General features: G+C 63.7%; 21 protein-coding genes, 1 tRNA gene and 1 pseudogene. 13 read left to right on the top strand and 10 right to left on the bottom strand.

Annotated features, from left to right (window positions below):
* Positions 1 to 73: 73 nt before the first annotated feature.
* The 4 genes and pseudogenes from ASD45_RS13525 to ASD45_RS13510 form a co-directional block, all read right to left on the bottom strand.
* A pseudogene (locus ASD45_RS13525) lies at positions 74 to 801 on the bottom strand (TlyA family RNA methyltransferase).
* A gap of 10 nt (positions 802 to 811) precedes the next feature.
* Positions 812 to 2,734 carry a 1-deoxy-D-xylulose-5-phosphate synthase gene (gene dxs / locus ASD45_RS13520; RefSeq protein ID WP_056911958.1) on the bottom strand — a complete coding sequence of 641 codons (1,923 nt, stop codon included), beginning with the start codon at positions 2,732 to 2,734 and terminating at the stop codon, positions 812 to 814.
* A 168-nt stretch (positions 2,735 to 2,902) separates the two neighbouring features.
* Complete coding sequence (locus tag ASD45_RS13515) at positions 2,903 to 3,154, bottom strand: exodeoxyribonuclease VII small subunit (RefSeq protein ID WP_056911957.1); 252 nt, start codon at positions 3,152 to 3,154, stop codon at positions 2,903 to 2,905.
* 76 nt (positions 3,155 to 3,230) lie between these two features.
* Positions 3,231 to 4,043, bottom strand: coding sequence for an SDR family oxidoreductase (locus ASD45_RS13510; protein WP_056911956.1), 813 nt, complete (start codon positions 4,041 to 4,043; stop codon positions 3,231 to 3,233).
* Positions 4,044 to 4,094: 51 nt separating this feature from the next.
* Between ASD45_RS13510 and ASD45_RS13505 the strand changes: the two genes are divergently transcribed.
* Complete coding sequence (locus ASD45_RS13505) at positions 4,095 to 4,811, top strand: SDR family oxidoreductase (RefSeq protein WP_162249422.1); 717 nt, start codon at positions 4,095 to 4,097, stop codon at positions 4,809 to 4,811.
* A 75-nt stretch (positions 4,812 to 4,886) separates the two neighbouring features.
* Here ASD45_RS13505 and ASD45_RS13500 read toward each other — a convergent pair whose 3' ends face one another.
* Both ASD45_RS13500 and ASD45_RS13495 read right to left on the bottom strand, forming a co-directional pair.
* Positions 4,887 to 5,816, bottom strand: coding sequence for a histone deacetylase family protein (locus tag ASD45_RS13500; protein WP_056911954.1), 930 nt, complete (start codon positions 5,814 to 5,816; stop codon positions 4,887 to 4,889).
* A gap of 180 nt (positions 5,817 to 5,996) precedes the next feature.
* Positions 5,997 to 6,857: an NAD(P)-dependent oxidoreductase gene (locus ASD45_RS13495; RefSeq protein ID WP_056911953.1), complete on the bottom strand. Its 861-nt coding sequence runs from the start codon at positions 6,855 to 6,857 to the stop codon at positions 5,997 to 5,999.
* 146 nt (positions 6,858 to 7,003) lie between these two features.
* Here ASD45_RS13495 and ASD45_RS13490 point away from each other — a divergent pair, with 146 nt between their 5' ends.
* Entirely contained in the window at positions 7,004 to 7,381 is a 378-nt protein-coding gene (locus ASD45_RS13490) for a hypothetical protein (protein ID WP_156380844.1), read from the top strand.
* 104 nt (positions 7,382 to 7,485) lie between these two features.
* Here ASD45_RS13490 and ASD45_RS13485 read toward each other — a convergent pair whose 3' ends face one another.
* Positions 7,486 to 9,210 carry an acyl-CoA dehydrogenase gene (locus tag ASD45_RS13485; protein ID WP_056911951.1) on the bottom strand — a complete coding sequence of 575 codons (1,725 nt, stop codon included), beginning with the start codon at positions 9,208 to 9,210 and terminating at the stop codon, positions 7,486 to 7,488.
* Between the two features lie 156 nt (positions 9,211 to 9,366).
* Between ASD45_RS13485 and ASD45_RS13480 the strand changes: the two genes are divergently transcribed.
* Positions 9,367 to 9,441, top strand: a tRNA-Gln gene (locus ASD45_RS13480).
* Between the two features lie 67 nt (positions 9,442 to 9,508).
* Here the strand turns inward: ASD45_RS13480 and ASD45_RS13475 are convergent.
* Positions 9,509 to 9,745, bottom strand: a complete 237-nt coding sequence (locus ASD45_RS13475; protein ID WP_156380843.1) for a hypothetical protein — start codon at positions 9,743 to 9,745, stop codon at positions 9,509 to 9,511.
* A gap of 258 nt (positions 9,746 to 10,003) precedes the next feature.
* Here ASD45_RS13475 and ASD45_RS13470 point away from each other — a divergent pair, with 258 nt between their 5' ends.
* The 7 genes from ASD45_RS13470 (at position 10,004) to ASD45_RS13445 (ending at position 17,949) form a co-directional block, all read left to right on the top strand.
* Positions 10,004 to 10,276, top strand: coding sequence for a hypothetical protein (locus ASD45_RS13470; protein WP_056911949.1), 273 nt, complete (start codon positions 10,004 to 10,006; stop codon positions 10,274 to 10,276).
* Between the two features lie 384 nt (positions 10,277 to 10,660).
* Complete coding sequence (locus ASD45_RS13465; RefSeq protein WP_056911948.1) at positions 10,661 to 10,888, top strand: hypothetical protein; 228 nt, start codon at positions 10,661 to 10,663, stop codon at positions 10,886 to 10,888.
* Positions 10,889 to 11,123: 235 nt separating this feature from the next.
* Positions 11,124 to 11,282 carry a hypothetical protein gene (locus ASD45_RS23505; protein WP_156380842.1) on the top strand — a complete coding sequence of 53 codons (159 nt, stop codon included), beginning with the start codon at positions 11,124 to 11,126 and terminating at the stop codon, positions 11,280 to 11,282.
* Between the two features lie 15 nt (positions 11,283 to 11,297).
* On the top strand, positions 11,298 to 12,512 hold the full coding sequence (gene wecB, locus ASD45_RS13460; RefSeq protein WP_082540825.1) for a UDP-N-acetylglucosamine 2-epimerase (non-hydrolyzing): 1,215 nt from the start codon (positions 11,298 to 11,300) through the stop codon (positions 12,510 to 12,512).
* Positions 12,509 to 14,359, top strand: a complete 1,851-nt coding sequence (locus ASD45_RS13455; protein WP_056911947.1) for a cellulose biosynthesis cyclic di-GMP-binding regulatory protein BcsB — start codon at positions 12,509 to 12,511, stop codon at positions 14,357 to 14,359. The genes wecB and ASD45_RS13455 overlap by 4 nt, the downstream gene beginning before the upstream one ends.
* Positions 14,356 to 15,798, top strand: a complete 1,443-nt coding sequence (locus tag ASD45_RS13450; RefSeq protein ID WP_056911946.1) for a glycosyl transferase family protein — start codon at positions 14,356 to 14,358, stop codon at positions 15,796 to 15,798. The genes ASD45_RS13455 and ASD45_RS13450 overlap by 4 nt, the downstream gene beginning before the upstream one ends.
* A gap of 87 nt (positions 15,799 to 15,885) precedes the next feature.
* Entirely contained in the window at positions 15,886 to 17,949 is a 2,064-nt protein-coding gene (locus tag ASD45_RS13445; protein WP_082540824.1) for a hypothetical protein, read from the top strand.
* 98 nt (positions 17,950 to 18,047) lie between these two features.
* Here ASD45_RS13445 and ASD45_RS13440 read toward each other — a convergent pair whose 3' ends face one another.
* Both ASD45_RS13440 and ASD45_RS13435 read right to left on the bottom strand, forming a co-directional pair.
* The gene (locus ASD45_RS13440) at positions 18,048 to 18,245 is read right to left on the bottom strand and encodes a hypothetical protein (RefSeq protein ID WP_056911944.1); all 198 of its coding nucleotides are present in this window, start codon (positions 18,243 to 18,245) and stop codon (positions 18,048 to 18,050) included.
* 33 nt (positions 18,246 to 18,278) lie between these two features.
* A complete protein-coding gene (locus tag ASD45_RS13435) occupies positions 18,279 to 20,504 on the bottom strand; it encodes an ATP-binding protein (RefSeq protein WP_056911943.1) in 2,226 nt (741 codons plus the stop codon).
* Positions 20,505 to 20,934: 430 nt separating this feature from the next.
* On the opposite strand from ASD45_RS13435, the gene ASD45_RS13430 reads away from it, so the two are divergent.
* The 3 genes from ASD45_RS13430 (at position 20,935) to ASD45_RS13420 (ending at position 23,080) form a co-directional block, all read left to right on the top strand.
* Complete coding sequence (locus tag ASD45_RS13430; RefSeq protein WP_056912776.1) at positions 20,935 to 21,114, top strand: DUF3606 domain-containing protein; 180 nt, start codon at positions 20,935 to 20,937, stop codon at positions 21,112 to 21,114.
* 67 nt (positions 21,115 to 21,181) lie between these two features.
* Positions 21,182 to 22,237 (top strand): DNA topoisomerase IB, encoded by a 1,056-nt coding sequence (locus ASD45_RS13425; RefSeq protein WP_082540823.1) that lies wholly within the window; start codon positions 21,182 to 21,184, stop codon positions 22,235 to 22,237.
* Between the two features lie 99 nt (positions 22,238 to 22,336).
* A complete protein-coding gene (locus ASD45_RS13420) occupies positions 22,337 to 23,080 on the top strand; it encodes a DUF72 domain-containing protein (RefSeq protein ID WP_056911941.1) in 744 nt (247 codons plus the stop codon).
* Positions 23,081 to 23,090: the final 10 nt, after the last annotated feature.

Genomic DNA, 23,090 nt, shown 5'->3' with positions numbered 1-23,090 from the left:
GCGATTTGAACGTGTTGCGTGGCGGTGACGCCACAGAATGATGAAGCAAAGCGATGGCAGGCATCGCCGCCGGTTATGAAACCTCGGCGCCGATGAGATATTCGACATTGCCATCGCCGCCTTCGATGGGCGAGGGGATGATCCCGAGCACCCGGCCGCCGAGCGAGGTGGCGAGTGTCGCGATGTCGTCGCACACGGCTTTGCGCACCGTCTCGTCGCGCACGATGCCTTTCTTGAGCTGCGCGCGGCCGGCCTCGAATTGCGGCTTGATCAGCGCGACGAGTTGCGCCGGTTTCGCGGCGAACGCCAGCGCCGGCGGCAACACCTGCTTGAGCGAGATGAAGCTGACGTCGCAGACGATCAGATCGGGTTTGGGATCGAGCGCGGCGCCGAGCTTGCGGATGTCGGTTTGTTCGAGCGAGACGATACGCGCATCGTTGCGCAGGCTCGCGTGCAATTGCGCGGTGCGACGTCGACGGCGTAGACGCGCTTTGCGCCGCGTTCGAGCAGCACCTGCGTGAAGCCGCCGGTCGAGGCGCCGACATCGAGGCAGATGCGGTCCTTGGGGTCGAACTTGAAATGATCGAGCGCGGCGACGAGCTTGAGCGCGCCGCGCGAGACATAAGGATGCGCCGGCGTCGCTTCGATGGCAGCGTCGGCGGCGACGTCCTCGGATGCTTTGGCTATCGTCTTGCCGTTGACCTTCACCAGGCCCGCTTCGATCGCCGCCTGCGCCTTGGCGCGGCTGTCGAACAGCCCGCGCTCGACGAGCAGGCGGTCGATGCGGGTTTTGGCGGGCATGGCGCCGGCGTTACGCCAGCTTCACCGTCTCGGCGGCGACGTCCTTGCCGAGCGCCTCGAACACTTTGGCGACGATGCCCTTGGCGTCGAGTCCGGCGGCCGCATACATCGCGGCCGGCGTGTCCTGATCGATGAAGGCGTCGGGCAGCACCATGGCGCGGAATTTGAGGCCGGCGTCGAACACGCCGTGGTCGGCCAGAGCCTGCATGACGAAGGAGCCGAAGCCGCCGACCGAGCCTTCCTCGATCGTCACCAGCACTTCGTGCTCGCGCGCCAGCCTGAGCACCAGATCGAGATCGAGCGGCTTGGCAAAGCGCGCATCGGCGACCGTGGTGGAGAGGCCGTGCGCGCCGAGTTCGTCGGCGGCCTTGAGCGCTTCGGCGAGCCGGGTGCCGTAGGACAGCAGCGCGACCTTGTGACCCTCGCGCAGTACGCGGCCCTTGCCGATTTCGAGCGGCACGCCTTCGGCCTGGATGACCGCACCGGTGCCTTCGCCGCGCGGATAGCGCACCGCGGACGGCCGGTCGTCGATCGCCGCGCAGGTCGCCACCATGTTGGTGAGTTCGGCTTCGTCCGCCGCCGCCATCAGCACGAAGTTCGGCAGGCAGCCGAGATAGGCGACATCGAACGAGCCGGCATGCGTCGGGCCGTCGGCGCCGACCAGACCGGCGCGGTCGATGGCAAAGCGCACCGGCAGGCTCTGGATGGCGACGTCATGCACCACCTGGTCGTAACCGCGCTGCAGGAAGGTCGAGTAGATCGCGCAGAACGGCTTGAAGCCCTCGGTCGCGAGGCCCGCGGCGAAGGTCACCGCATGCTGTTCGGCGATGCCGACATCGAAGCAGCGGTTCGGAAATTCCTTCTCGAACAGGTCGAGCCCGGTGCCGGACGGCATCGCCGCGGTGATGGCGAGGATGCGATCGTCCTTGCGCGCCTGCTTGATCAGCGCGTCGGCGAACACCCTGGTGTATTGCGGCGCGCCGCCCTTCGACTTTGCCTGCGCGCCGGTGGCGACATCGAACTTGACCACGCCATGATACTTGTCGGCCGAGGTCTCGGCCGGCGCGTAGCCCTTGCCCTTCTGCGTCACGACATGGACGAGGATCGGGCCGATCTCGGCATCGCGCACGTTGCGCAGGATCGGCAGCAGGTGATCGAGGTTATGGCCGTCGATCGGGCCGCAATAATAGAAACCGAGTTCCTCGAACAGGGTGCCGCCGGTGACGTAGCCGCGCGCGTGCTCGACGGCGCGGGTGATGGCGCGGTCCCAGCTCTTCGGCAGATGCTTGGTGAGCTGTTTGCCGACGTCGCGCAGCTTCAGATAGGTCGCGCCGGAGCCGAGGCGCGCGAGATAGGCCGACATGGCGCCGACCGGCGGCGCGATCGACATGTCGTTGTCGTTGAGAATGACGATCAGGCGCTCGTTGCGCGCGCCGGCATTGTTCATGGCTTCATAGGCCATGCCCGCCGACATCGCGCCGTCTCCGATGACGCAGATGACGTTGTTCTTGTCGCCCTTGAGGTCGCGCGCCACGGCCATGCCGAGGCCGGCGGAAATCGAGGTCGAGGAATGCGCGGCGCCGAACGGGTCGTATTCGCTCTCGGCGCGCTTGGTGAAGCCGGACAGACCGCCGGCCTGCCTGAGGGTGCGAATGCGGTCGCGCCGCCCGGTGAGGATCTTGTGCGGATAGGCCTGGTGGCCGACGTCCCAGATCAGGCGGTCGGCCGGGGTGTCGAAAACGGCGTGGATGGCGACGGTGAGTTCGACGACGCCGAGGCCGGCGCCGAGATGGCCGCCGGTCTTGGCCACCGCGTCGATGGTGTCCGTGCGCAGTTCATCCGCGAGCTGTTTGAGCTGCTCGGTGGAGAAATTCCGCAAATCGGCCGGGATATGCACGCGGTCGAGCAGCGGGGTCTTCGAAAGCTCGGACAAAAGGAACTCCGGTCGTCGCAATGACGTATTTCAGCCCCGGTACGGCGTTCCGGTGCCGTTTTTATGGCTTACACCAGTTTGACCGGGCGGGGCAATTCGCGGCCCCGGGCGGCCGACCCGCAGACTTGCTGGGCCAGAAGGCTTGCCGGGCCAGAAGGCTTGCCGGGGCTAATCGACGTCGAGGGGCGTGGTTCCGGCCGGTTTGCCGGAGGCATCGAGGGTGATCTTTTCGACCCGGGCCTCGGCCTGGCGCAGCAGTTCCTCGCAGCGGGACTTCAGGCCTTCGCCGCGCTCGTAGATCGCCACCGACTCCTCGAGCGGCACCTTGCCTTCCTCGAGGCGTTTCACAATCGATTCGAGTTCTTCGATGGCGCGCTCGAACGTCAGTTTTTTGATGTCGGTGTTGGAGGTCTCGGCCATCGGTCTCGGTGTCCTTCTGCGGGCGGCATCCTAATGGCCTGGCCGCTCGGGGGATAGGGCCGCGGCCCCACGTTATTCACATAAGCGCCCGCCGCTTGCGCCGCCAGCGCCAGTCGCCCGCCGCCCGGATCAGTCCGCGCGGCAGCAGCCGCGGCAGCAGCGTGACGATGCGGTTCGGCTTGCCCGGCACGACGACGCGGTGCCCGCCCATGAAGCCGTCATACCCGGCGCGCGCGATGCTGGCCGCGTCGCGCATCAGCGCCGCGGGGAAATAGCCGGCCGGCAGCCCGGCGCGGCGGAAGAATCCGGTCGCCGGCGACGGGCCCGGACACAGCGCGCAGACGCGGACGCCGTCGTCCTTCAACTCCTCGTGCAACGCCTCGCTCAGCGAAAGCACATAGGCTTTCGAGGCGTGATAGACGGCCATGCCCGGGCCGGGCAGGAACGCCGCGATCGAAGCGACATTGAGGATGCCGCCTCTGCGCCGCGTGACGCTGCCGATGAAGCGTAGCGTGAGGTCGGTCAGCGCGCGGTTGTTGAGGTCGATCATCCTGAGCTGTTCGGCGCGGTCGATGACGGCGGCGTCGCCGACCAGGCCGAAGCCGGCATTGTTGACGAGATAAGCCGGTTCGAGACCTGCGGCCACCAGCGCCTGCGCCAGCCGTTCGATGCCGTCCGCTTGCGTCAGATCGGCCGCGACGACGTGCGGCCGCGGCGCGCCGGCCGCGGCAATGCTGTCGGCCACCGCGTTCAAGGTCGCTTCGTGCCGCGCCGTCAGCACGACATGGTGGCCGTGCGCGGCGAAGATGCGTGCCAGCTCGGCGCCGATCCCGGCGCTGGCGCCGGTGATCAGGCAGACGGGCCTGAGGGACGATCCGTTGGGTGACATCCTTGAGTGAATGCAACAGAATGCCGCGACAAGGCAATGAAAGAAACGCGTGTGGACTCACTCAAGGACAAGATCATTCTCGTGACCGGTGCGGCTGGCGCCGTCGGCGCATCCGTCATCGCCGGGGTGCGCGCGGCCGGCGGCGTCGCGATTTCGACCGATCTCAAGGGCGCCGACATGACGCTTGACGTCACGTCGGAAGCGGACTGGCAGCGCGTCGTGGCCGACATACGCCAGCGCCACGGCCGGCTCGACGGCGTGGTCAATGCCGCCGGCATCGTCGCCATCGGCAGCATCGAGAAGCTCGACTTCACAACTTGGCGGCGCGTACTGTCGATCAATCTCGACGGCACCTTTCTCGGCTGCAAATACGCCTTTCCGCTGCTGAAGGAACGCGGCGGCTCGATCGTCAATCTGTCGTCGGTGTCGGGACTGGTCGGCGGCCACAACCTCGCCGCCTACAACGCGTCGAAGGGTGGAGTGTCGCTGCTGACCAAATCGGTGGCGCTGCTCGGCGCGCGCAACAAACCGCCGATCCGCTGCAACGCCGTGTGTCCGGCGTTCCTCGAAGGTCCGATGGTTGACGATATCGCGAAGACCGCGCGCGACCCGCAGGGTGCGATGGAAAAGATGAGCGCCGAAATTCCGCTCGGCCGTATGGGCAAGCCGTCGGAAGTCGCCGCGCTGTGTCTCTATTTATTGTCGGATCAGAGCGCCTTCATTACCGGCACGGATCTGCCGATCGATGGCGGGCTGACGGCGCGGTAAGTTGCTCTCTTACCTCCCCTGGAGGGGGAGGGTCGCGAGCGAAGCGAGCGGGGTGGGGTGATCTTCGTTGCGAAGTTACCCCCGCATCAGCGCGCTGACATGGACGGCGACCGAACGCGCCAGCGCCTGCAGATCGTAACCGCCTTCGAGCAACGACACGATGCGGCCCTTGGCAGTCTCGTCGGCCACTTCCATCAGCTTCTTGGTCGCCCAGCTATAGTCGGCCTCGAGCAGATTGAGATTGGCGAGCGGATCGCGCATGTGGGCGTCGAAGCCGGCCGAGATGATGATGAGATCCGGGCTGAAGCGGCGCAGCCGCGGCAGGATCACGGTCTCGAAGGCTTCGCGAAACTGCTGGCCGCCGTCGCCGGCGCGCAGCGGCGCGTTGACGACGGTATCGAATTCGCCCCTTTCGCCAATCGCTCCGGTGCCGGGATAAAGCGGCATCTCGTGCGTCGATTCATAAAGCACGGTGTTGTCGGCCCAGAAGATGTCCTGCGTGCCATTGCCATGATGTACGTCGAAATCGACGATGGCCGCGCGTTCGATGCCGTGCTTTTTCTGCGCATAGCGCGCCGCGATCGCCGCGTTGTTGAAGAAGCAGAAGCCCATCGGCCGCGCCGTCTCGGCGTGGTGACCGGGCGGCCGCGTGGCGACGAAGGCATTCGCGACCTTGCCGGACATCACCTCATCGACGGCGAGCGCGGCGCCGCCGGCACAGCGCAAGGCCGCCTCGAACGAGCCCGGCGACATCGAGGTGTCGGCGTCAATCCGCACCATGCCTTCGGAGGGCGAGGCTTCACGGATGGCCTCGAAATACTCGAGCGGATGCGCGAGGCTGACGATATCGCCGTCGGCCATCGGCGCCTGCTCGCGCGCCAGCATCTGGAACGGTTCGGCGGCGAGCGCCTCGTCGACCGCGCGCATGCGGTCGGGCCGCTCGGGGTGACCGGCGGGAACCTCGTGATCGATGCAGGCAGGATGGGAGATGAGGAGAGTGGACATCTTCAGTATGTAGCCCTGAAGCAGGGTTGATTCAATTGTCGTCGCCGCGCGTGGCCGTCCAAAGGACGGCGTTCTTACAGAACGCTATGGCGGGGACCCACAACCACCGATGTCACATCCCGGATAAAGCGGTCGCTATGGGTCCGGGGTCTCGCTTTCGCTCGCCCGGGACGACGGTTTTCACTTCAACGCCTTCAAGCTCACGCCCGCCGGCGCCGGGATCGAATCCGGCACGAAGAAATCGACCTGCAAAGGCTGGCTGGGATTAACGCGGTACCTGTCGAAATCGGTGACGCCTTCGGCAGCGAGGAAAGTGTCGTCGATCAGGAAGTTCCCGGTGAATGACTTCGGCTTCTGGAAAATGCGCCAGGCTGCGTCGGCGAGGATGTCCGGTGTGCGCGACATGTTCATCAGTGCGTCGCCGCCGAGCAGGTTTCTCACCGCGGCGGTGGCGATCGTGGTGCGCGGCCACAGCGCGTTGACGGCGATCTTGCCGTGCTGCTCGCCGGCAAGCCCGAGCACGACGAGGCTCATGCCGAACTTGGCCATCGAGTAGGCGGTGTGCGGCGCGAACCACTTCGGCGCCATGTCGAGCGGCGGCGACAGCATCAAGATATGCGGGCTGACCGATTTGGCGAGATGGGGCAGGGCGTATTTCGACACCATGAAGGTGCCGCGCGCATTGATCTGGTGCATCAGGTCGAAGCGCTTCATGTCGGTCTGCGCCACCGGGCTCAGCGAAATGGCGCTTGCATTGTTGACGACGATGTCGAGGCCGCCGAACTGCGCCGCCGTCTTGTCGAGCGCTTCCTTGACCTGGGCTTCCTCGCGCACATCGACGACCAGCGGCAACGCCTTTCCGCCGGCTTTCTCGATATCCTCGGCGGCGCTGTAGATGGTGCCTTCGAGCTTGGGATGCGGCTCGGTGGTCTTGGCGGCGATGGCGATATTGGCGCCGTCACGGGCGGCCCGCAGCGCAATGGCGAGCCCGATGCCACGCGATGCGCCGGTAATGAACAGGGTTTTGCCCTTCAGTGACATGTCCGCCCTCGTATGTGTCGACCTTTGAGTTCTGTGCAATCTACTGCGGCCGGCCCGGCGTTGATATGGGTCAAGATGGATTTTGGCGCTCTGCCTAGTCTTCCCTTATGCAGACGCCAGCCGCAGCCGCCGACTTAAAAGCCAGCGTGAGAACCGCGCTGGCCGCGGCCGGTATCGCCGTGACCGACAAGAATGGCGGGCTGGCCGGTGAGGCCGAGAAGATCCTTGCCAAGTGGTGGCTCGGCAGCCGCAAGGTCACCTACCGCATGTCCTGCCGCTTCGACGAGGCCGCCCGGACGGCGCACTTCCGCGAGGTCGTCCTGGAGAAGAGCTGGGGCATGCCGCCGCCAACCCTGTCGGTCGAAGTAACGACGACCAGCGGCTGGACGCGCTCGGGCAGCCGCACGGATGCATCGGCGTCCGGCGGCGGCACCGTAAATTACGGACAGGTCCGCGGCGCGGCCGAGAAGGCCGTCACCGACGCCGGCTGGCAATTCGATTTCGAAGGCGGCCGCCTGCCGTGAGGTACCGCGTGCGTAGCGCGCTGTGAGCCCCGCAAAACTCCGTTCATTCCCGCCTAAGCGGGAATCCAGCTCTGGGTCCCCGCTTCGCGGGGACGAGCGGAGTCTTACGCCAGCGCCGCTTCGGCGTCGGTAATGCTTTGCGCGCCTTCGGTGACGCTGCGCTCCAACCCGCTCGATGTCACCGCGATGTTCTCGGCGAAGAAGCGCGCCAGTGCCGTGCGCGCGGCGCCGTCTTCGTTCTCGCGCAGCGCAATCAGCGCCTGCTCGGCCAGCATACAGCCGCCGGCGGCGTTGCCGAACAGCCTGAGATAGGGCGTGGCGCCGGCCAGCGTCGTGTCCGAGGTTTTCTGCGACAGCAGCCATTGCGTCGCGCGCTCCAGGCTGTCGATCGCCTCATTCAGGCGCGCGCCGGTTTCGCCGAAGGTCGGTACATTGCTGGCCTGCACCGCCTTCACGATCTCCCGCAACTCGTTGATGTAGAGCCGCACGGTGTTGCCGCCTTCGAGCGGCACCTTGCGTGTGACGAGATCGATCGCCTGGATGCCGTTGGTGCCTTCGTAGATCGCGGCGATGCGGGCGTCGCGATAGTGCTGCGCCGCGCCGGTCTCCTCGATGAAGCCCATGCCGCCATGCACCTGCACGCCGAGCGAGGCGACCTCGATGCCGATATCGGTGGAGAAGGCCTTCGCCACCGGGGTGAGCAGCGAGCAACGCGCCAGCGCCTTGGTGCGCGCGGCCTCATCCTTGCTGCGGATCGAGCGGTCGAGCGCGACGCCGGTCGCGTAGCAGATGGCGCGCGCCGCGCCGGTCAGCGAGCGCATCGTCAGCAGCATGCGCTTGACGTCCGGATATTCGATGATCGTCTTGCCCATCTGCTTGCGCTCGCGCGCATAGGCGTGTGCCTGCTGCAACGCGCGTTCGGCGATCGCCACGCCCTGCAGGCCGACGGCGAGACGGGCGCGATTCATCATCGTGAACATGCACAGCATGCCCTTGTGCTCTTCGCCGATGATCCAGCCGACGGCGCCGCCCTTATCGCCATAGACCATGGTGCAGGTCGGCGAGGCGTGAATGCCGAGCTTGTGCTCGAGCGAATGCGCGCGCACGTCGTTGCGCGAACCGTCGGGCATAACTTTCGGCACCAGGAACAGCGAAATGCCCTTGGTGCCGGGTGGCGCGTCGGGCAGGCGGGCGAGCACGAAGTGGATGATGTTGTCGGTGAGGTCGTGCTCACCATAGGTGATGAAGATCTTCGAGCCGGTGATGCGGTACGTGCCGTCGCCGGCGCGCTCGGCCTTGGTGCGCAGCGCGCCGACGTCGGAACCGGCCTGCGGCTCGGTGAGCTGCATCGTGCCCATCCATTCGCCGCTGATCAGCTTCTCGAGATATTTCCGCTTGAGCTCGTCGCTGCCATAGGCGTGCAGCGCATCGACCGCGGCCATGGTCAGCACCGGGCCGATGCCGAAGGCCATGGAGGCGGCGTTCCACATCTCGATGCAGGCGGCGTTGACGGCGTGCGGCAGTTCCTGGCCGCCGAAATCGGCGGGGGAGGCAAGGCCGTTCCAGCCGGCGGCGGCCCAGGAGGTGTAGGCCTCCTTCCAGCCCGGCGGGGTGGTGACATTGCCGTCCTTGAACGGTGTGCCGAACTTGTCCCCCACGCTGTTGAGCGGCGCGATGACGTCGGAAGCGAACTTTCCGGCCTCTTCCAGCACCGAATCCACGGTCGGTTCGTCGAGGTCGCCGTAGAGGCCCTCGTCGAGGGCGGCCTTGAGGCCGGCGGCGTATTTGAGGGCGAAAGCGATGTCGGCAACGGGGGCGCGATATGTCATGGCGGGCAATCTAGCGGGCCCCGTCCGCAGGTCCAAGCGCGGCGGGAAAGGATTTGTGGTCAAGGGTTTAGAGGTCCGTTGCGGATGCCGGGCGGCGCCGCTATGGTCCGGCCCGTTCATGACCGAGTGTCAGGTTTTGGGCTCTTTCCGGCGCATTGGGGCGTAGCCAAGCGGTAAGGCAGCGGATTTTGATTCCGCCATTCGGAGGTTCGATCCCTCCCGCCCCAGCCAAGCCGTCCGGCTTTCTCCTTTGGCGATGTGGTGAGCGGCGTTGACGCGGCGCGCCGCGTTCGCCGGCTCAGCAGTCGCGACAGATCCGAAGCGCCTTGTCCAAATCCTTTTGGCCCTGCGTCCGCTTGCCTTCGCTATGCGCGAGATCCTGCGGCAGGCTGCGCAGCGTCGGCTGTCGTTCGTCGGGCGGCGCCACGAACGGTCGTTCCGGCGGCAGGCGAAGCGCCGAGTTGTCGGCGGCGCTTGCCGATCCAGCGGACAGGGTAAGCATCGACAGGAGCAACAGCGCAAACATCCGGCTCATGTGTCACGTCCTCTCGCAGGTGGTCGCTGACGACGCGCGCTCGAGCGCCAATCGCTTATGTGTCGTTGTTCTGCTGCCGACGGGCCTTGAAGGGAATCGTGCGCCCGGCTCGTTGTTTCATACGAAGGTATGTGCGGCGTCGGCGACGACGACCTGTCGATTCCGAAAAGAGAGGTGGAACAAAAAAGAAGAGCTGTCTCCGATTGAATAGGGTCCGCGGCGTCGACAACCCCGTTTTCACATGGATGGAGATGCTCAATGTCCCGACTCAATAAGATTGCGATGGCGGCCGGCTTCATGCTGACGCTTGGCGCCGTTGCGTTTGCCAATGATGCCGGCAACTGGCTCATGGGCCCGAACCAGGGCTACGCCGTCGGCAAGGACGGCGAGCCGCGGATCATCAACCTGAAGATCGACGACGCCATGATGGCGCGCGCCCAGGAGCTTCAGCCGGGGACCGTGATGTTCCAGCACAAAGGCAAGGTCCACATGGTGTTCGACCGCTCGCTCATCGGACTGGGTTCGCGCTGAGCCGTGCCGATCGATGCCGCCTCCGTCCTTGCGATCGGGGGCGGCGTTCGCGCGTCTTGGTGTCGCGGCCCGCTTCCATCATTTGCGACTGCCGCAGGGCGAGCCAAAATTTCGAGTAGTGGCGCCGTGCGCCAATCAATGGCGCGTCGCGTCCCAACGATCTTGGATCGACGTCAGCGATGAATGGAAGGCCTAGTGCAGCGGCCGGCAATCGATGCAGCGAGGTGTTGCAGGGCAAGTCTGCGCACGGCGCCACCGCCGTCCCGGGTTGATTAATAATGCGTGTGCATGGCCAATCAACTTGAGAGCATGCACGCCACGCGATCTTTATCGCCGCCCGATAGACAAATCTTGTTGCACAGTCTTCGACGGCGGGGCGTTGATATGGATTGCGACGAGGCGCCACAAATTATTAGTCATGATGCCGGTGTCGCTGCCCCGGCGAAGGTGAAGGGCGAGAATGCTTTCACCTCGGCCCAGGATGTCATACTGATTGCCGCCTCATGGGCAGTCCTGGCCGCACTCATCTCGTATCCAACGCTCCAGCTGATTGCCTTTGGGGCCGTCATTTGCGGCGTTGGCCGATTAAACAAGGCGCGAAAAGACCCGTAGGGTCGTCATTTCTACCGCGCTGTTTTATATGAAATGCGTGCCATCGTACCACTCACGCTTTCCATACGCGTTCGCCAACAGGCGCGAGCATAAATAATTTCGCCATTGATGGTACGATGATGACCGCGCGCCGCATAAGCGGCTTTGTGCACTATTGAGAATCTCCGACCGGCCACCATCTTCGACTTAGCGTTAAGAGAGTGGTGCTTTTACGCGACCGGTTGTCGAGAGATAAATGCCCGTTGCCGTCATGCTCACGTTTATCGGGTTTGTCTTCGCCATATTGCTGGGGCTTCTCGGCGCGTGGTCGGCAGGGCATGCCGGTGCGTTCATTGGCATTGGTGTGGGTCTCGGAATGTCGTTCTTCGCCACGGCATTCGTAGCAGGCCGATAGTGAATCGACAGATAGATGCATGATCGTCAAAGGCGCGATGCCGACATCCCGCATCAGGCCCGTCGCCTCTGCGCGTGTATCATGGGCACGCGACCAGAAGTCATAAAGATGGCGCCGGTCATTCGGTGTCTGGCAGCGAGTGAGTGGGCTCGGCCCCATGTGATTGCCGTCGGCCAGCATACGCATCTGCTTGATCTGGCGATCAAGGATTTCGACATCTCTATCGACGAGCGCATCGAAATCGTGCGCTCGCGCGGCTCAATCACCGAGGTGATGGCGCGCGCGATCGATGGTCTCGACCAAAGCCTGGAAGCCCTCAATCCATCCTGCGTCGTGGCGCAAGGTGACACGACTACCGTGCTGGCTGCCGGCATTGTCGCGTTCTATCGGCGCATTCCGTTTGTGCACATCGAGGCAGGCCTGCGCACCGACGATATCACCGCGCCGTTCCCCGAGGAATTCAATCGTCGAGCCGTCGCTTTGGCGACCTCACTTCACTGCGCGCCGACTACAAGAGCCATGGCCGCGCTGGCCGCCGAAGGCGTTCGTGGTGCCGACTGCATCATGTCGGGCAATACCGTAATTGACGCCTTGCTTGAGATGGTCCCGCGCAAGCCGCATCTGCCGGCCGGTTTTCCGACATCGCACAAAACCATTCTTCTCACCGCCCATCGCCGCGAGAATTATGGGCGGCCGTTGGAGGAGGCATTTCTCGCGCTCCGCGAGGTGGTTGATCGCTATGCGGACATTGCCATCTTCTTTCCGGTGCACCCCAATCCCAATACCAAACTCGTCGCCGAACGTATTCTCGGTGGACATCCTCGCATCATCCTGAGCGAGCCCCAGAACTATCCGCAGCTTGTTGCCGCCATGCAGGCGAGCTGGCTGGTGGTGACCGATAGCGGCGGGATGCAGGAGGAGGGGCCGGCTTTGGGCAAACCCGTTCTTGTCCTCAGGGAAGTGACGGAGCGGCCGGAAGCTTTGGACACCGGCGTCGTGAAGCTCGTCGGTACCGATCGCGGGCGCATCGTGCGTGCAGTCTCGGAGCTCCATGACGATCCACAATCCTACGGGCGCATGGCGCGTTCGGTCTTTCCCTATGGCGACGGTCACGCGGGAGAACGGATCGTCGATGCCATGCGCCTACGATTGGTGCCGGATCAGAATTCGAAAATCGAACGCAACTATTTGAGGCCGGGCGCGGTCGAAATTGTAGAGGGCCAACCGTGAAGAATTTAGCGCAGACCGCGATCGTTGTCGCTTTGCTGACAGGAAGCGCTCAGGCGCAGCCGGTGACGATCGAGACGACCGTGGGTGAGCGCGGCTTCCCCGATGGCGTTGTTCTCCGCGGCCAGGCGACCTCGAGTGTCTATGTCGCGCTGCCACGAAATGTGCCGATCACCAATGGGCGCCTCACAATTGACGGGCAATCCAGCACGCCGACATTGCGGCATGGCAGCTTCGGCGTTGACTTGAACGGCCGGCCGGTCGACGCGCTCGGATTAAATGCCACAAGCGGCGCCACCCCGTTTCAACGCACGATCGCACTGGGCTCCGAAAGACTCAACGGTGTCGATGCACTGAACATTCGGTTCGATGCCGACCTGCGGACCGATGCCGATTCATGCAGCGACGATGTCGATCTCGCCAATTCGGTCACGGTCGCGCCGACGAGCCGTATAGCCTTTGATGTCGATATTGGTCGTGTCAATTCGGTCGCCGATGCTATCGCTTTGTTACCGTACCGCGCGCTGGTGCTTCTGCCCGCGCAGCAGGCCGTTACGCCGGAGATTGCCGCAACCGCACTTCGTGTCGGCACGCTTCTGATGGGTCAAGGGCGGGAACCTCGTTTTGAGACCATGCGGGGCGCAGACGCAGTGGCGGTCCGCATCGCACCTGTCCAGGAAGCGACGGCAGGTTCACCGTCGGTCCGGATCGAGCGCGATGGCAACAGGGTCGACATCGTGGTCGATCCGGCCGCCGATTTCACGGCATTCGAGCGTATGCTGCAGGTGGCGCCCGGCGCGCTGGTGGGAGGGAAGGTGGTGGCCTCCCAAGGGCCGGTGAAGGACCAGCCGACGGAGGAACACTTTCGCGCATTCCCGGTTCTGCCGTCGGCGCAGCAAATCAAACGCTTTGGCGAGTGGCGTCTGAATTTTCCGCTTGTGACCAGCAACGGCAGATTGCCGGAAAGCGCACTACTCAAGTTCTTCATTGCGCCGGATTGGTCGGGAGAGAATCCCATTCTAACGATGTACCTCAACGATCAGATCGTCGGCGCTACGCGGCCTGAACCCGGCCAAGGAGATATCTCCGTCAACCTGCCGGAATCTCTGCTGCGGTTTTCAAATACGTTGCGGGTGACAATCGAGCGGGCCGCCGGCAAAATCTATTGTGCGGCGACAGACCGGGGGCAGGCGGCACAGATATTGCCCGGTTCAGGGTTGAATCTCGGCGACAGCAAGGGGAACGGCTTCGTCGGCGTAGCCAATGCATTCGCTGTTGAGGGGCTGGTCGTTCTTCCCGCGGGCGCTGCAGACGCAAACGTTATCGGTCCGTTTCTGCGGCTCTCATCGAAGATACTGGCGTCGCTTGGAACGCAGGCGAGAAAGCTTTCCGTTGCGTTCGGAACGCCATCATCGCCGAGCGACACCGGAACGATCCGCTTCGAGGTCGTCGGGCCCGCGGGGCTCACCCTTACCATGGCGGATCAGATCGCAGCGCGAGAGCTCCGCTACGAAGTCAATTCGCCGCTCGCCGTCCTGTCGGCGGATGACGGTGGCCGCACACTGCTTGTGCAATTGAGCGATGTCCAGGACATCCCGCAGCCGCGGGCACTGTACCTTGGCGAGGGATCGAAAGCGTTGGTGGCCAATAGCGGGGTCGTCTGGCAGAACACTGCCACGCATGAGGGTCCCTCGATCGGCACGCAGGCCTGGTCGCTCTGGCAGAGCATCTCCAGCAAAGCCGGTATCGCGTTCTGGCTCGTTGGCCTTGCCCTTGTGAGCCTGATTCTGAGCAGCCGCGCCATTCTCAAGGCGATGTTCGACCGTCACAGGCGCACCGACGGCAAATGAATCAGTTCCTTTATACCCTCGTCGTTTACCAGGAGGTCGCTGAGATCCTGACCTATGGCATGACGGTCGTTATATTGATCGTCAGCCTTGACGACCTCTTCATCGATTGTTGGTACTGGCTGCGCGAGCTTTACCGCTGGTACTGGATCAAATCGCAGTATCCCGCGCTCAAGGTCGAAGTGCTGGAAGCCAAAGCCGAGCGGCCGATCGCGATCATGGTGCCGGCCTGGATGGAACACGATGTCATCCAGGCGATGCTGAAAACAAACTACAAGTCGTTGCGCTACAGGAATTATCGGTTCTTCGTCGGCGTCTACCAGAACGATCCGGAAACAATCGCCGAAGTCAGCGCCGCGGCGGCAGTTGTGCCGAACGTCACCATGGCCGTCGTGCCGTGGCCCGGTCCGACAAACAAAGCGGACTGCCTCAATATCGTCATGGCCAAGATCGTCGAATTCGAACGAAACGCCAATATGGAGTTTGTCGGCATTGCGTTGCACGACAGCGAAGACGTGATCCATCCCTATGAGCTTCTGCTTTTCAACTATTTGCTGGATCGGATGGATCTCATCCAGTTGCCGGTCTATTCATTTCCGCGCGAGCTGCATCACTTCGTCGCCGGCACTTATATGGACGAGTTTGCCGAATGGCATTCGAAGGACCTCGTTGTTCGTGAGAGCATAACCGGTGTCGTACCCTGTGCCGGCGTGTCGGCGTGCTTCAGTCGCCGTGCGATTGGCGCGCTGCGCGACGAGCGGAAGGGGGAGATATTTTCTACGGCAAGCCTGACCGAGGATTACGACATCGCGTTTCGGCTCAGCAAGTTGCAGATGCGGGAAGTCTTTGTTCGATTTCCTATCGCTTTTACCATCGAGACGCTGGACGAGGCGGGGCAGCCGATTCGCGTGGAAAAGCGCTTGCCGATCGCGACCCGCGAATTGTTTCCGTCAGACTTCCGGGCGGCGTACCGGCAAAGGGCGCGCTGGTTGATCGGCATCGTGTTCCAGGGGTGGTCGCAGCATGGGTGGATCGGCGGCGCCGGCGCCAAGTATTTCTTCTTGCGCGACCGTAAGAGCCTGATCACCGCGCCGGCGGCGCTGCTGGCTTATTTCGTGATGTTGAACCTGATCGTCCTGCACTTTCTGTTTCATCTGTTTCCGAGCGATCAGGTGTTGCAGTACAAGTGGCTCGATACAGATACATATCGAATGTTGCTTGGCTTCAATCTTTTCTTTTTGTTCAATCGCATCCTTCAGAGAACCTTCTTTACGGCGAGTATCTACGGCTTGGCGAACGGCCTTATGGCTGGCCCGCGCATGATCGTGTCGAATTTCCTGAACTATTTTGCGACCGCGCGTGCCGTGTACATATTCGTGCGGCACAAAGTTACCGGGCGGCAAATCGTCTGGGACAAGACGATGCATACCTATCCTGTTTAGCGGATGATGCGAGTTGGTATTATAGGGTAGGAAGCGCGGGTTGCGTCTGGACTAGGATCGCCTCTTCCTCGGTCCAGGCAGGGTTTTATGGTTGCCCAATGTCCCGATCCGCTTTGGCCCCCGCACGTCGGCGCCCCGTTCACAAAACTGGTTTCATTTTGCCGCTGGCGTGACCTCGCAGGCGCGATCGTTATTTGGACTGTCGCGATTTGTCCTTATCCGGCTCTTGCGCAATTGGAGGAGCTTTCCGGCCCCGCATGGACGCTCGCCGACCGCGCGTATCGATCTTACGAAGCTCGAGATTATCGGCAGGCCGTCGAGTCGGCACGGGGAGCGGTGGCGCTGCGGCCGGATCTGCCGCAGCTTCGCATTCTTCTGGTGAATTCACTGGCTGCCGCGGGCGATCTGCCGGGCGCTATTGCTGCCGCGGATCAGGCGATCGCTGCGAACGTCGGCGTCAATGAACTGCGCAGCATCCGCGATCGGTTGGCCTCGCGGATAGCAACTCCGGCCGCGGGCGTCGACGAGGCATTCACGGCCGCCGACGCTGGCTACAAGGCTTTCGCTCGGAAAGACTATGCCGCTGCTGTTGCGAGCGGCCGGCGCGCCGTGGCGCTTGCCCCCGGCAAACCGGAATACTGGCTGCTGCTGGTCAATGCGTTGGCGGCGGCGGGTCGCGTTGCGGAGGCAGAAAGTGCGGCGACCGAGGGCCTGGCTGCTAACGCGGGCTCCGCCGAACTGCGGCTGCAGCGCGGTTATCTGCGTCAACGTCTTGGTCGCTTCGGCCCGGCCATGGATGACTTGTCGCGAGCCTTGCGAGAGCCGGGTCTCGCGGCCGACAAGCGGCGAACCGCACGTCTCTCCTTGGCGGACGCCGCGCTTTCGGCCAAACAGCCGGCCCGCGCGCTCGCAGTCTTGCAGCCTCTGGCAGGGGAGCGGGGCTACGACGTCGTAGCTCGGCGGGGTTTCGCGCTTCAGGCGCTGGGCCGCCAGGACGAAGCGCTGGCAGCGTTCACGCTGGCGCGGCCGGGCGCCCGGAATAGAACCGAGCGCGCCGCTATGACCCGCGGTGCCATTTCCGCACTCGTCGCCCTCGGGCGCAACGGCGAAGCGCAAAGCCGGTTTTCCGCCGCGATGGCGTCCGGTGAGTTGGCGGATATGAAGCCGCTCGAGATCGCGTATCTGGCAAACCAGGTCGGCGACGACGCCACGGCGGATGATTACTTCTCGCGCGCGGACCACGCTGGAGCGCTGAGAGGCAACGCGCTGCTCGACGCGGCTTATGTCGCCAAACGACGTTTCGATAATGCGCGGGCGGAAAGCCTGTTTCGCAGGGCGATCGACGCTCACGCGGATGGTATTATCGATCTGACGCCGCAGCGCCTGCTCGAAATCCGCCGTGACGTTTCGAATACCAGCCGCACCTGGGGCGCCTATGCGTCGATGATCTATGGGCCGATCGGAATCGGGAGCAATCCCGGTTTTTCGATACCAGGTTCTGGCGCCAATACGCTCCAGGTCGGAGGCGAGATCTACTGGCGGCCGCCCGTCATTGGTAACCGCAATGGCCAGACCGTCGAGTTATTCGTGCGCGCGTTCGAGACACTCTACGATGGCAGCGGCGGCGCCACTGGCTCCAAGACGATCCAGGGCAGCGTCGGCGCTCGATGGAAGCCTCTGGCCGAGCACAATCTGATCCTCGAGGCGAGCCGCCTCGTTCCTCTTGGCGACGCCGCCCGGCACGACTGGCTCTTCCGACTCGCCTATTCAAAAGGAGAGGGAGGAGAGCTGCGCTACGACGCGGAGCACTGGCGATACTGGCAGATATACGGAGAAGTCGATCGCTTCACGGAGGTCCATGAAACGCTTGCCAATGCCGAATTGCGCTTCGGCCATTCGTTTCGCCTTCCTGCCTCGAGCAAGAACGTTGTCGCGACGCCGTTCCTGGTGGCGGGTACAGCGTATGACTCTCTGCTCGCGACCCCCAGCACGCTTGGTGCGGGAGTTGGTCTCAACATCAGGGTCTGGTTTCGGGAGGACAAATACTCAGGCCCTGCGTCCTATATAGACCTGACGGGACAATACCGGGTCAAAGTGGCGGGCGACTCGCGCGGCGGGGGCTGGTTTTTCACGACCTCGGTTTCGTACTAAAGCCGCCACTCTTGGCCCCGCGTTCCGCCGCGGTCAGCGGCCGACAGAACAAGGCTGCGATATCACGCGAAACAGGCTCGGCAGGACACAGCCGGCCTTCAGCTCATCCGCCTGACGGTCTCGTCGACAATGGCGTCGACATCCTCGTAACCGGCCTTGATCAGGGCTTGGATGTTTTCGCTCAGGCGGACCGCGAGATCGCTGGGCGCCGTCTTCTCGTCGCTCATCGTCAGCCGTTGCCAGGCGATACGATAGGATTCGTTGAACAGACGAATCCTAAGTGAAATGTTGGCCATATATGCCGCCTGTCGCGGGCCGAGAGGCGTCGGTCACGATTCTGCCGATCTGCCCGTGCCATCGAGAATGTCACGGACCTTGGCCGCGAGATCCTTAAACGAGAAGGGCTTGGTCAGAAGCTGCACGCCCTTGTCCAGCCTGCCGTGATGAACGATGGCGTTGCGCGCATAGCCGGTGGTGAAGAGCACCTTGAGATCGGTGCGCATGGCGCGGGCCTGCGCCGCGATCTGGGCGCCTGTCATGCCGCCGGGCAGCACCACGTCGGTGAAGAGTAGGTCGATGCGCGGCTGACGCTCGATCAGGCGAAGTGCCGCGGCGCCGTCATGGGCCTCGACCACGCGATAACCCAGTTCGCGCAACGATTCGACCGAGAACGCGCGCACATCATCATCGTCCTCGACGACGAGGATCGTTTCCTCACGCTCGCCTTCCGGGATGGGAGTGTCATGCTGCGGCTCGACGACCTCGAGGTCTCCGTCCCATCGCGGCAGATAGATGCGGACCGTCGTGCCCTGACCCGGCTCCGAGTACAGCTTGACGTGACCACCCGACTGTTTGACGAAGCCGTAAACCTGGCTGAGGCCGAGACCGGTGCCGCGCCCGACCGGCTTGGTGGTAAAGAACGGCTCGAAGGCGCGCGCCATGGTGTCGGCGTCCATGCCTTCGCCGGTATCGGAAATCGAGATCGCAACGTATTGACCGGGCGTGACTTCAGCCTGGCCGGCGGCATAGGCCTCGTCGATATAGGTGTTGGCGGTTTCGATGGTCAGGCGGCCGCCGGTCTGCATGGCGTCGCGGGCGTTGACGGCGAGATTGAGGATCGTGGATTCGAGTTCGTTGGCGTCGGCCTCGACCCGCCACAAGCCCGCGGCGCTCACCGTTTCGGTCTCGATGGTCTCGCCAAGCGAGCGGTGCAGCAGTTCCGACATTCCTGTGACGAGAACATTGACGTCGATCGGCTTCGGATCAAGCGGCTGACGCCGCGAGAAGGCGAGCAGTCTCCGCGTCAGCGAAGCAGCGCGCCGCGCGCCGTTCATGGCGCTCTGCACCGCCCGATGCATGCGGCCAGATGACTCCGGCACCGTGCGTTGAAGCGTTTCGAGATTGCCGATGATGATCTGCAGCAAATTGTTGAAATCGTGCGCGACGCCGCCTGTAAGTTGGCCGACTGCTTCCATCTTCTGCGATTGGCGCAGTGCTTCGTCCTTGATCCGCAATTCCTCGGTCCGCTCCGCGACCTGGCGCTCCAAGGTCGCGTTCAGTTCGCGAAGCGCTTCTTCGGCGTGCTTGCGCACGTCGATTTCTCTCTGCGCCGACCGCGTCAGCCGGGCATTGTCGATGGCGACTGCGGCCTCGGCGGCAAGCCCCTCCATGCCGCGCTCGGCCCGTTCGGTGAACACACCGGTGGCCGCGTGGCCGAAGAACAGACCGCCGATCACATCACCGGAGCGCGACTTCACCGGCACCGCAAGGTAGCTGCGGACCGGCAAATGGCCCTCGGGCATGCCCTTGCGCGGCGTGTTGCGGCCGTAGCGTGGGTCCTTCGTGATGTCGTCGGAGCGCAGGATGCCTTCGCCGTTGAAGGTCGGCGCGAAGATGGCCGTGTTGCGCGGCATCGGAAATTTCGAAAAAGCCTCGAATGGCGCGCCCGACAGCGTATAGAGCATGTAGCTCTCGCCGTTGTCGTTGGTGACATTGTAGAAGAAGGCACCGAACTCGGCCCCGGACAGTTCGACGCCCGCGTCGGTCACAATTTGCACAACGCGCTGCAGATCGTTCTCGAGCGCAAGCGCCGAGCCGGCACGGTTGAGGATTTCCAGCGCGCGCCGTTCGTCGCGAAGGCTTTCTTCGGCTTCGCGGCGTTGCGTACGGTCGCGCAGAATCTTGACGTAGCCGATGATGTCGCCGCCCTCGCTGAGGATGGGCGTGATCTCGCCGGTCGCCCACAGGCGCGCGCCGTCCTTGCGGACGCGCCAACCTTCTTCGCCGCCGCCGCGGCCGTTGTCTGCGGCGTCGCGAAATTCCCGCGCCAGCGTGCCGTTCTGCAGGTCTTCGTCGGTAAACAGGCGTTCCAGGCTTTGGCCGAGCATCTCCAGCTCTTGCCAGCCAAGAAGGCGACGCGCGCCCTCATTCCAACTCGTCACCTTTCCGTCGGGATCGGTGGTGATGATGGCGGTATCGGTGGCGCTGTTGACGATCTGCCGCCACTGCGGTGCCGTGATGAGCAAGGGTGTAGAAATTACCTCGCGGTCGGCCATAGAAGAATTGTCCCCCTGGAATATCGAGCTACCACGAGCGACCGCTCGCTGGACTCAAATTATTTATTGCGCAACCAGGCAACCGTTCGGGCCTGCGGTGCGTTAACGCCCTTCGCTTTTCGTGCTGCAGTGCAACGTTTCAACATCGCCCTGGACGGACTCGCTTCTTTGCCCCCTGTCTTAACGGCGCAGGGCCCCTGGAGTTGCAAAGTTCGTCCCGCGCCTCCTGCGGGGCGATATCGGCACTCGATAACGGCGGGGCCTCGCGAGTCGGCTTTGCCAGCGGGCACCTAAACCAAATTCAGCCGTGGAAGGTAGAGCCCGTCGAGACCCGCAAACAAGTTTTGGCGGGGTGGCGAGGTTCGCCCTCTTCACCTTGTGGAACCGCGGACCCGTCGTGCCGTTGATTCGCCACCAGCTGGAGGAATGCATGGCCGACAAATTGAAGGGGCTTACGCTGCAGGACGCGCGCCGCATCAGCCTCAGTGAGGAGTGGGAAGTGCGCTACTGGACCAAGGCTCTCGGCATTTCCAGAGAGCGGCTCACCGGCCTCGTGGATCAGCACGGCAATTCCGCGAAGGCGGTCCGCGAAGTCTTGGGCCGCTCATAATCGTGTTTGACCTCACCGAAAATCCGCCGGCGCAGGCCACTGTTGTGACCGTCAGGGTGGCCTGATCATGCCAGCAGCCAACACCGCTCAGAGGGCGGCAAGAGAGTTGAAGGCTCGGCTCGCCGCGAAAAACGGCGATGTGCGGCTGCGGCGCGTCGATGTCGCGGAGTTGGCGATCGAGCGCCGCCGTAACGGCCGCGGCTTCTTGTACGTCCGGGACGGCCGGCGCGTGGCCGACGAGCGCCTCCTGCACCGCTTCAAGAGACTGGCGGTACCGTCCGCATACGAAGACGTGCGCTACGCCGAGAGCCCGAACGCCCACATTCAGGCTATCGGCCGCGACAGCGCGGGCCGTATCCAATATCGCTACCATCCGGACTGGGACAAGCGGCGCGAACAGCGAAAGGCGCGGCGGCTCAAGGAGCTTGTCCGTCTGTTGCCGAAAATTCGCCGTGCGCTCGGCCGCCATCTCCGCGACAAGGAGCTGACGCGGGAGTTCGCCCTCGCTGCGGTCATCGACCTGATCGCTTTGACCGCGCTGCGGCCGGGCAGCGAGGTGTATGCGCGCGAGCATGGTACGCGCGGCGCGGCGACTTTGCTCAAGTCGGACGTGACGCTGCGCGGCGACCGCATCGCGCTCAAGTTTCGCGGCAAGGGTGGCAAGCTCATCGAACGGGAGGTCAAATCCAGACGCCTCGCCAAGGCTATCAAGCGGCTGCAGGCGCTGCCTGGCAAGCGGCTGTTCCAGTATCGCACGGCCGATGGCGCCGTCGCCGTGGCGCGGCGGCGCGATGCCAATGATCTCCTGCACGCCATCGCCAGCGCCGACATCTCCCTGAAGGACTTCCGCACGCTGATCGCGTGCGCCCGCGCCCTGGAGACCCTGGTCAAGATCGAGCCCAAGCCGAGCGACGCCGGCCGGCGGAGGCAGCTCAAGGAATGCTTCTGCGTCGTGTCGGAAGAGCTCGCCAACACGCCGGCGATCTGTCGCAAGAGTTATGTGCACGCGGTCGTGGTGCAGTCCTTCGAAAACGGCTCGCTGCTGGCGATGGCGCGCCGCAAGGCCGCCGGGGGCGAGGCCATGTTGCGTACCCTGCTCAACGTCGCCAGCGACGCGCGTTGAGTTCGCCCGCATGACGGCATCGCGGGCCCGGGCCTGGCGTCAGTGAACTTCCGCCACCCATGAGCCGTTGGAGGAGAGGCATCGGGGTTTTGGAACGTTATGCGCGTTAAGAAGAGCCGCATTCTGATCGGGACGTCGGGCTGGAATTACGCATCCTGGCGCGGCCCGTTCTTTCCGACCGAGGTGATGCTGAAGCATCATCTTGAGTATTATGCAACGCAGTTCGCAACCGCCGAGCTCAATGGCGTGTTCTATCGCACGCCGAGCCTGACGACCGTGGCCGACTGGGCCAAACGGACTCCCGATGATTTCGTGTTCGCCTGGAAGGCGTCGAAATTCATCACGCACTGGAAGCGGCTCGGCGAGACCTCGGTGAACAGCCTGGCGCTGATCGAAGAGCGGCTCAAGATTCTCGGCCGCAAGGCCGGGCCGGTGCTGTTTCAACTGCCGCCGCAATTCGAGCTCGATGCCGCGCGGCTGCGTAGCTTCATCAAACTGCTGCCGCGGCGCAGGCAATACGCTTTCGAGTTTCGTCACCGAAGTTGGTATTGCGACGAGGTGCTGCGCATTCTCGAGCGCAACGGCATCTCGCTGTGTCTGTCCGACCACCACGACGCACCGTCACCGTGGGAGGTAACGGCGGCGCATGTCTATGTCCGCGGCCATGGCCCGGGCGGCGCTTACGAGGGCGCGTATTCCGAGCGGACCTTGCGCCGGTGGGCCGAGCGATGTCGGGCATGGCGTGACGAAGGGCGCATGGTCTATGTATATTTTGACAACGACCAGAAGAGCGCCGCGCCCTTCGATGCCTTGAAGCTGATGCGACGCCTGACGTTGCGCTGACCGCCGTTGG

The sequence above is a fragment of the Pseudolabrys sp. Root1462 genome (assembly GCF_001426945.1).
Lineage (GTDB): Bacteria > Pseudomonadota > Alphaproteobacteria > Rhizobiales > Xanthobacteraceae > Pseudolabrys.
The sequence above is the reverse complement of the archived record's forward strand: the minus strand, read 5'-3'. Positions and strand labels throughout refer to the sequence as shown.

Excerpts from the sequence above, each read along its gene's own strand:
- ASD45_RS13445 (WP_082540824.1), top strand. The coding sequence starts at position 15,886 with ATGGTTGCCCAATGTCCCGATCCGCTTTGGCCCCCGCACGTCGGCGCC.
- ASD45_RS13495 (WP_056911953.1), bottom strand. The coding sequence starts at position 6,857 with ATGTCACTGAAGGGCAAAACCCTGTTCATTACCGGCGCATCGCGTGGC.
- ASD45_RS13465 (WP_056911948.1), top strand. The coding sequence starts at position 10,661 with ATGGATTGCGACGAGGCGCCACAAATTATTAGTCATGATGCCGGTGTC.
- ASD45_RS23505 (WP_156380842.1), top strand. The coding sequence starts at position 11,124 with ATGCCCGTTGCCGTCATGCTCACGTTTATCGGGTTTGTCTTCGCCATA.
- ASD45_RS13450 (WP_056911946.1), top strand. The coding sequence starts at position 14,356 with ATGAATCAGTTCCTTTATACCCTCGTCGTTTACCAGGAGGTCGCTGAG.
- ASD45_RS13500 (WP_056911954.1), bottom strand. The coding sequence starts at position 5,816 with ATGTCCACTCTCCTCATCTCCCATCCTGCCTGCATCGATCACGAGGTT.
- ASD45_RS13425 (WP_082540823.1), top strand. The coding sequence starts at position 21,182 with ATGCCAGCAGCCAACACCGCTCAGAGGGCGGCAAGAGAGTTGAAGGCT.
- wecB (WP_082540825.1), top strand. The coding sequence starts at position 11,298 with ATGCATGATCGTCAAAGGCGCGATGCCGACATCCCGCATCAGGCCCGT.
- ASD45_RS13420 (WP_056911941.1), top strand. The coding sequence starts at position 22,337 with ATGCGCGTTAAGAAGAGCCGCATTCTGATCGGGACGTCGGGCTGGAAT.
- ASD45_RS13475 (WP_156380843.1), bottom strand. The coding sequence starts at position 9,745 with ATGAGCCGGATGTTTGCGCTGTTGCTCCTGTCGATGCTTACCCTGTCC.
- ASD45_RS13485 (WP_056911951.1), bottom strand. The coding sequence starts at position 9,210 with ATGACATATCGCGCCCCCGTTGCCGACATCGCTTTCGCCCTCAAATAC.
- ASD45_RS13510 (WP_056911956.1), bottom strand. The coding sequence starts at position 4,043 with ATGTCACCCAACGGATCGTCCCTCAGGCCCGTCTGCCTGATCACCGGC.
- ASD45_RS13470 (WP_056911949.1), top strand. The coding sequence starts at position 10,004 with ATGTCCCGACTCAATAAGATTGCGATGGCGGCCGGCTTCATGCTGACG.
- ASD45_RS13435 (WP_056911943.1), bottom strand. The coding sequence starts at position 20,504 with ATGGCCGACCGCGAGGTAATTTCTACACCCTTGCTCATCACGGCACCG.
- ASD45_RS13440 (WP_056911944.1), bottom strand. The coding sequence starts at position 18,245 with ATGGCCAACATTTCACTTAGGATTCGTCTGTTCAACGAATCCTATCGT.
- ASD45_RS13430 (WP_056912776.1), top strand. The coding sequence starts at position 20,935 with ATGGCCGACAAATTGAAGGGGCTTACGCTGCAGGACGCGCGCCGCATC.
- ASD45_RS13515 (WP_056911957.1), bottom strand. The coding sequence starts at position 3,154 with ATGGCCGAGACCTCCAACACCGACATCAAAAAACTGACGTTCGAGCGC.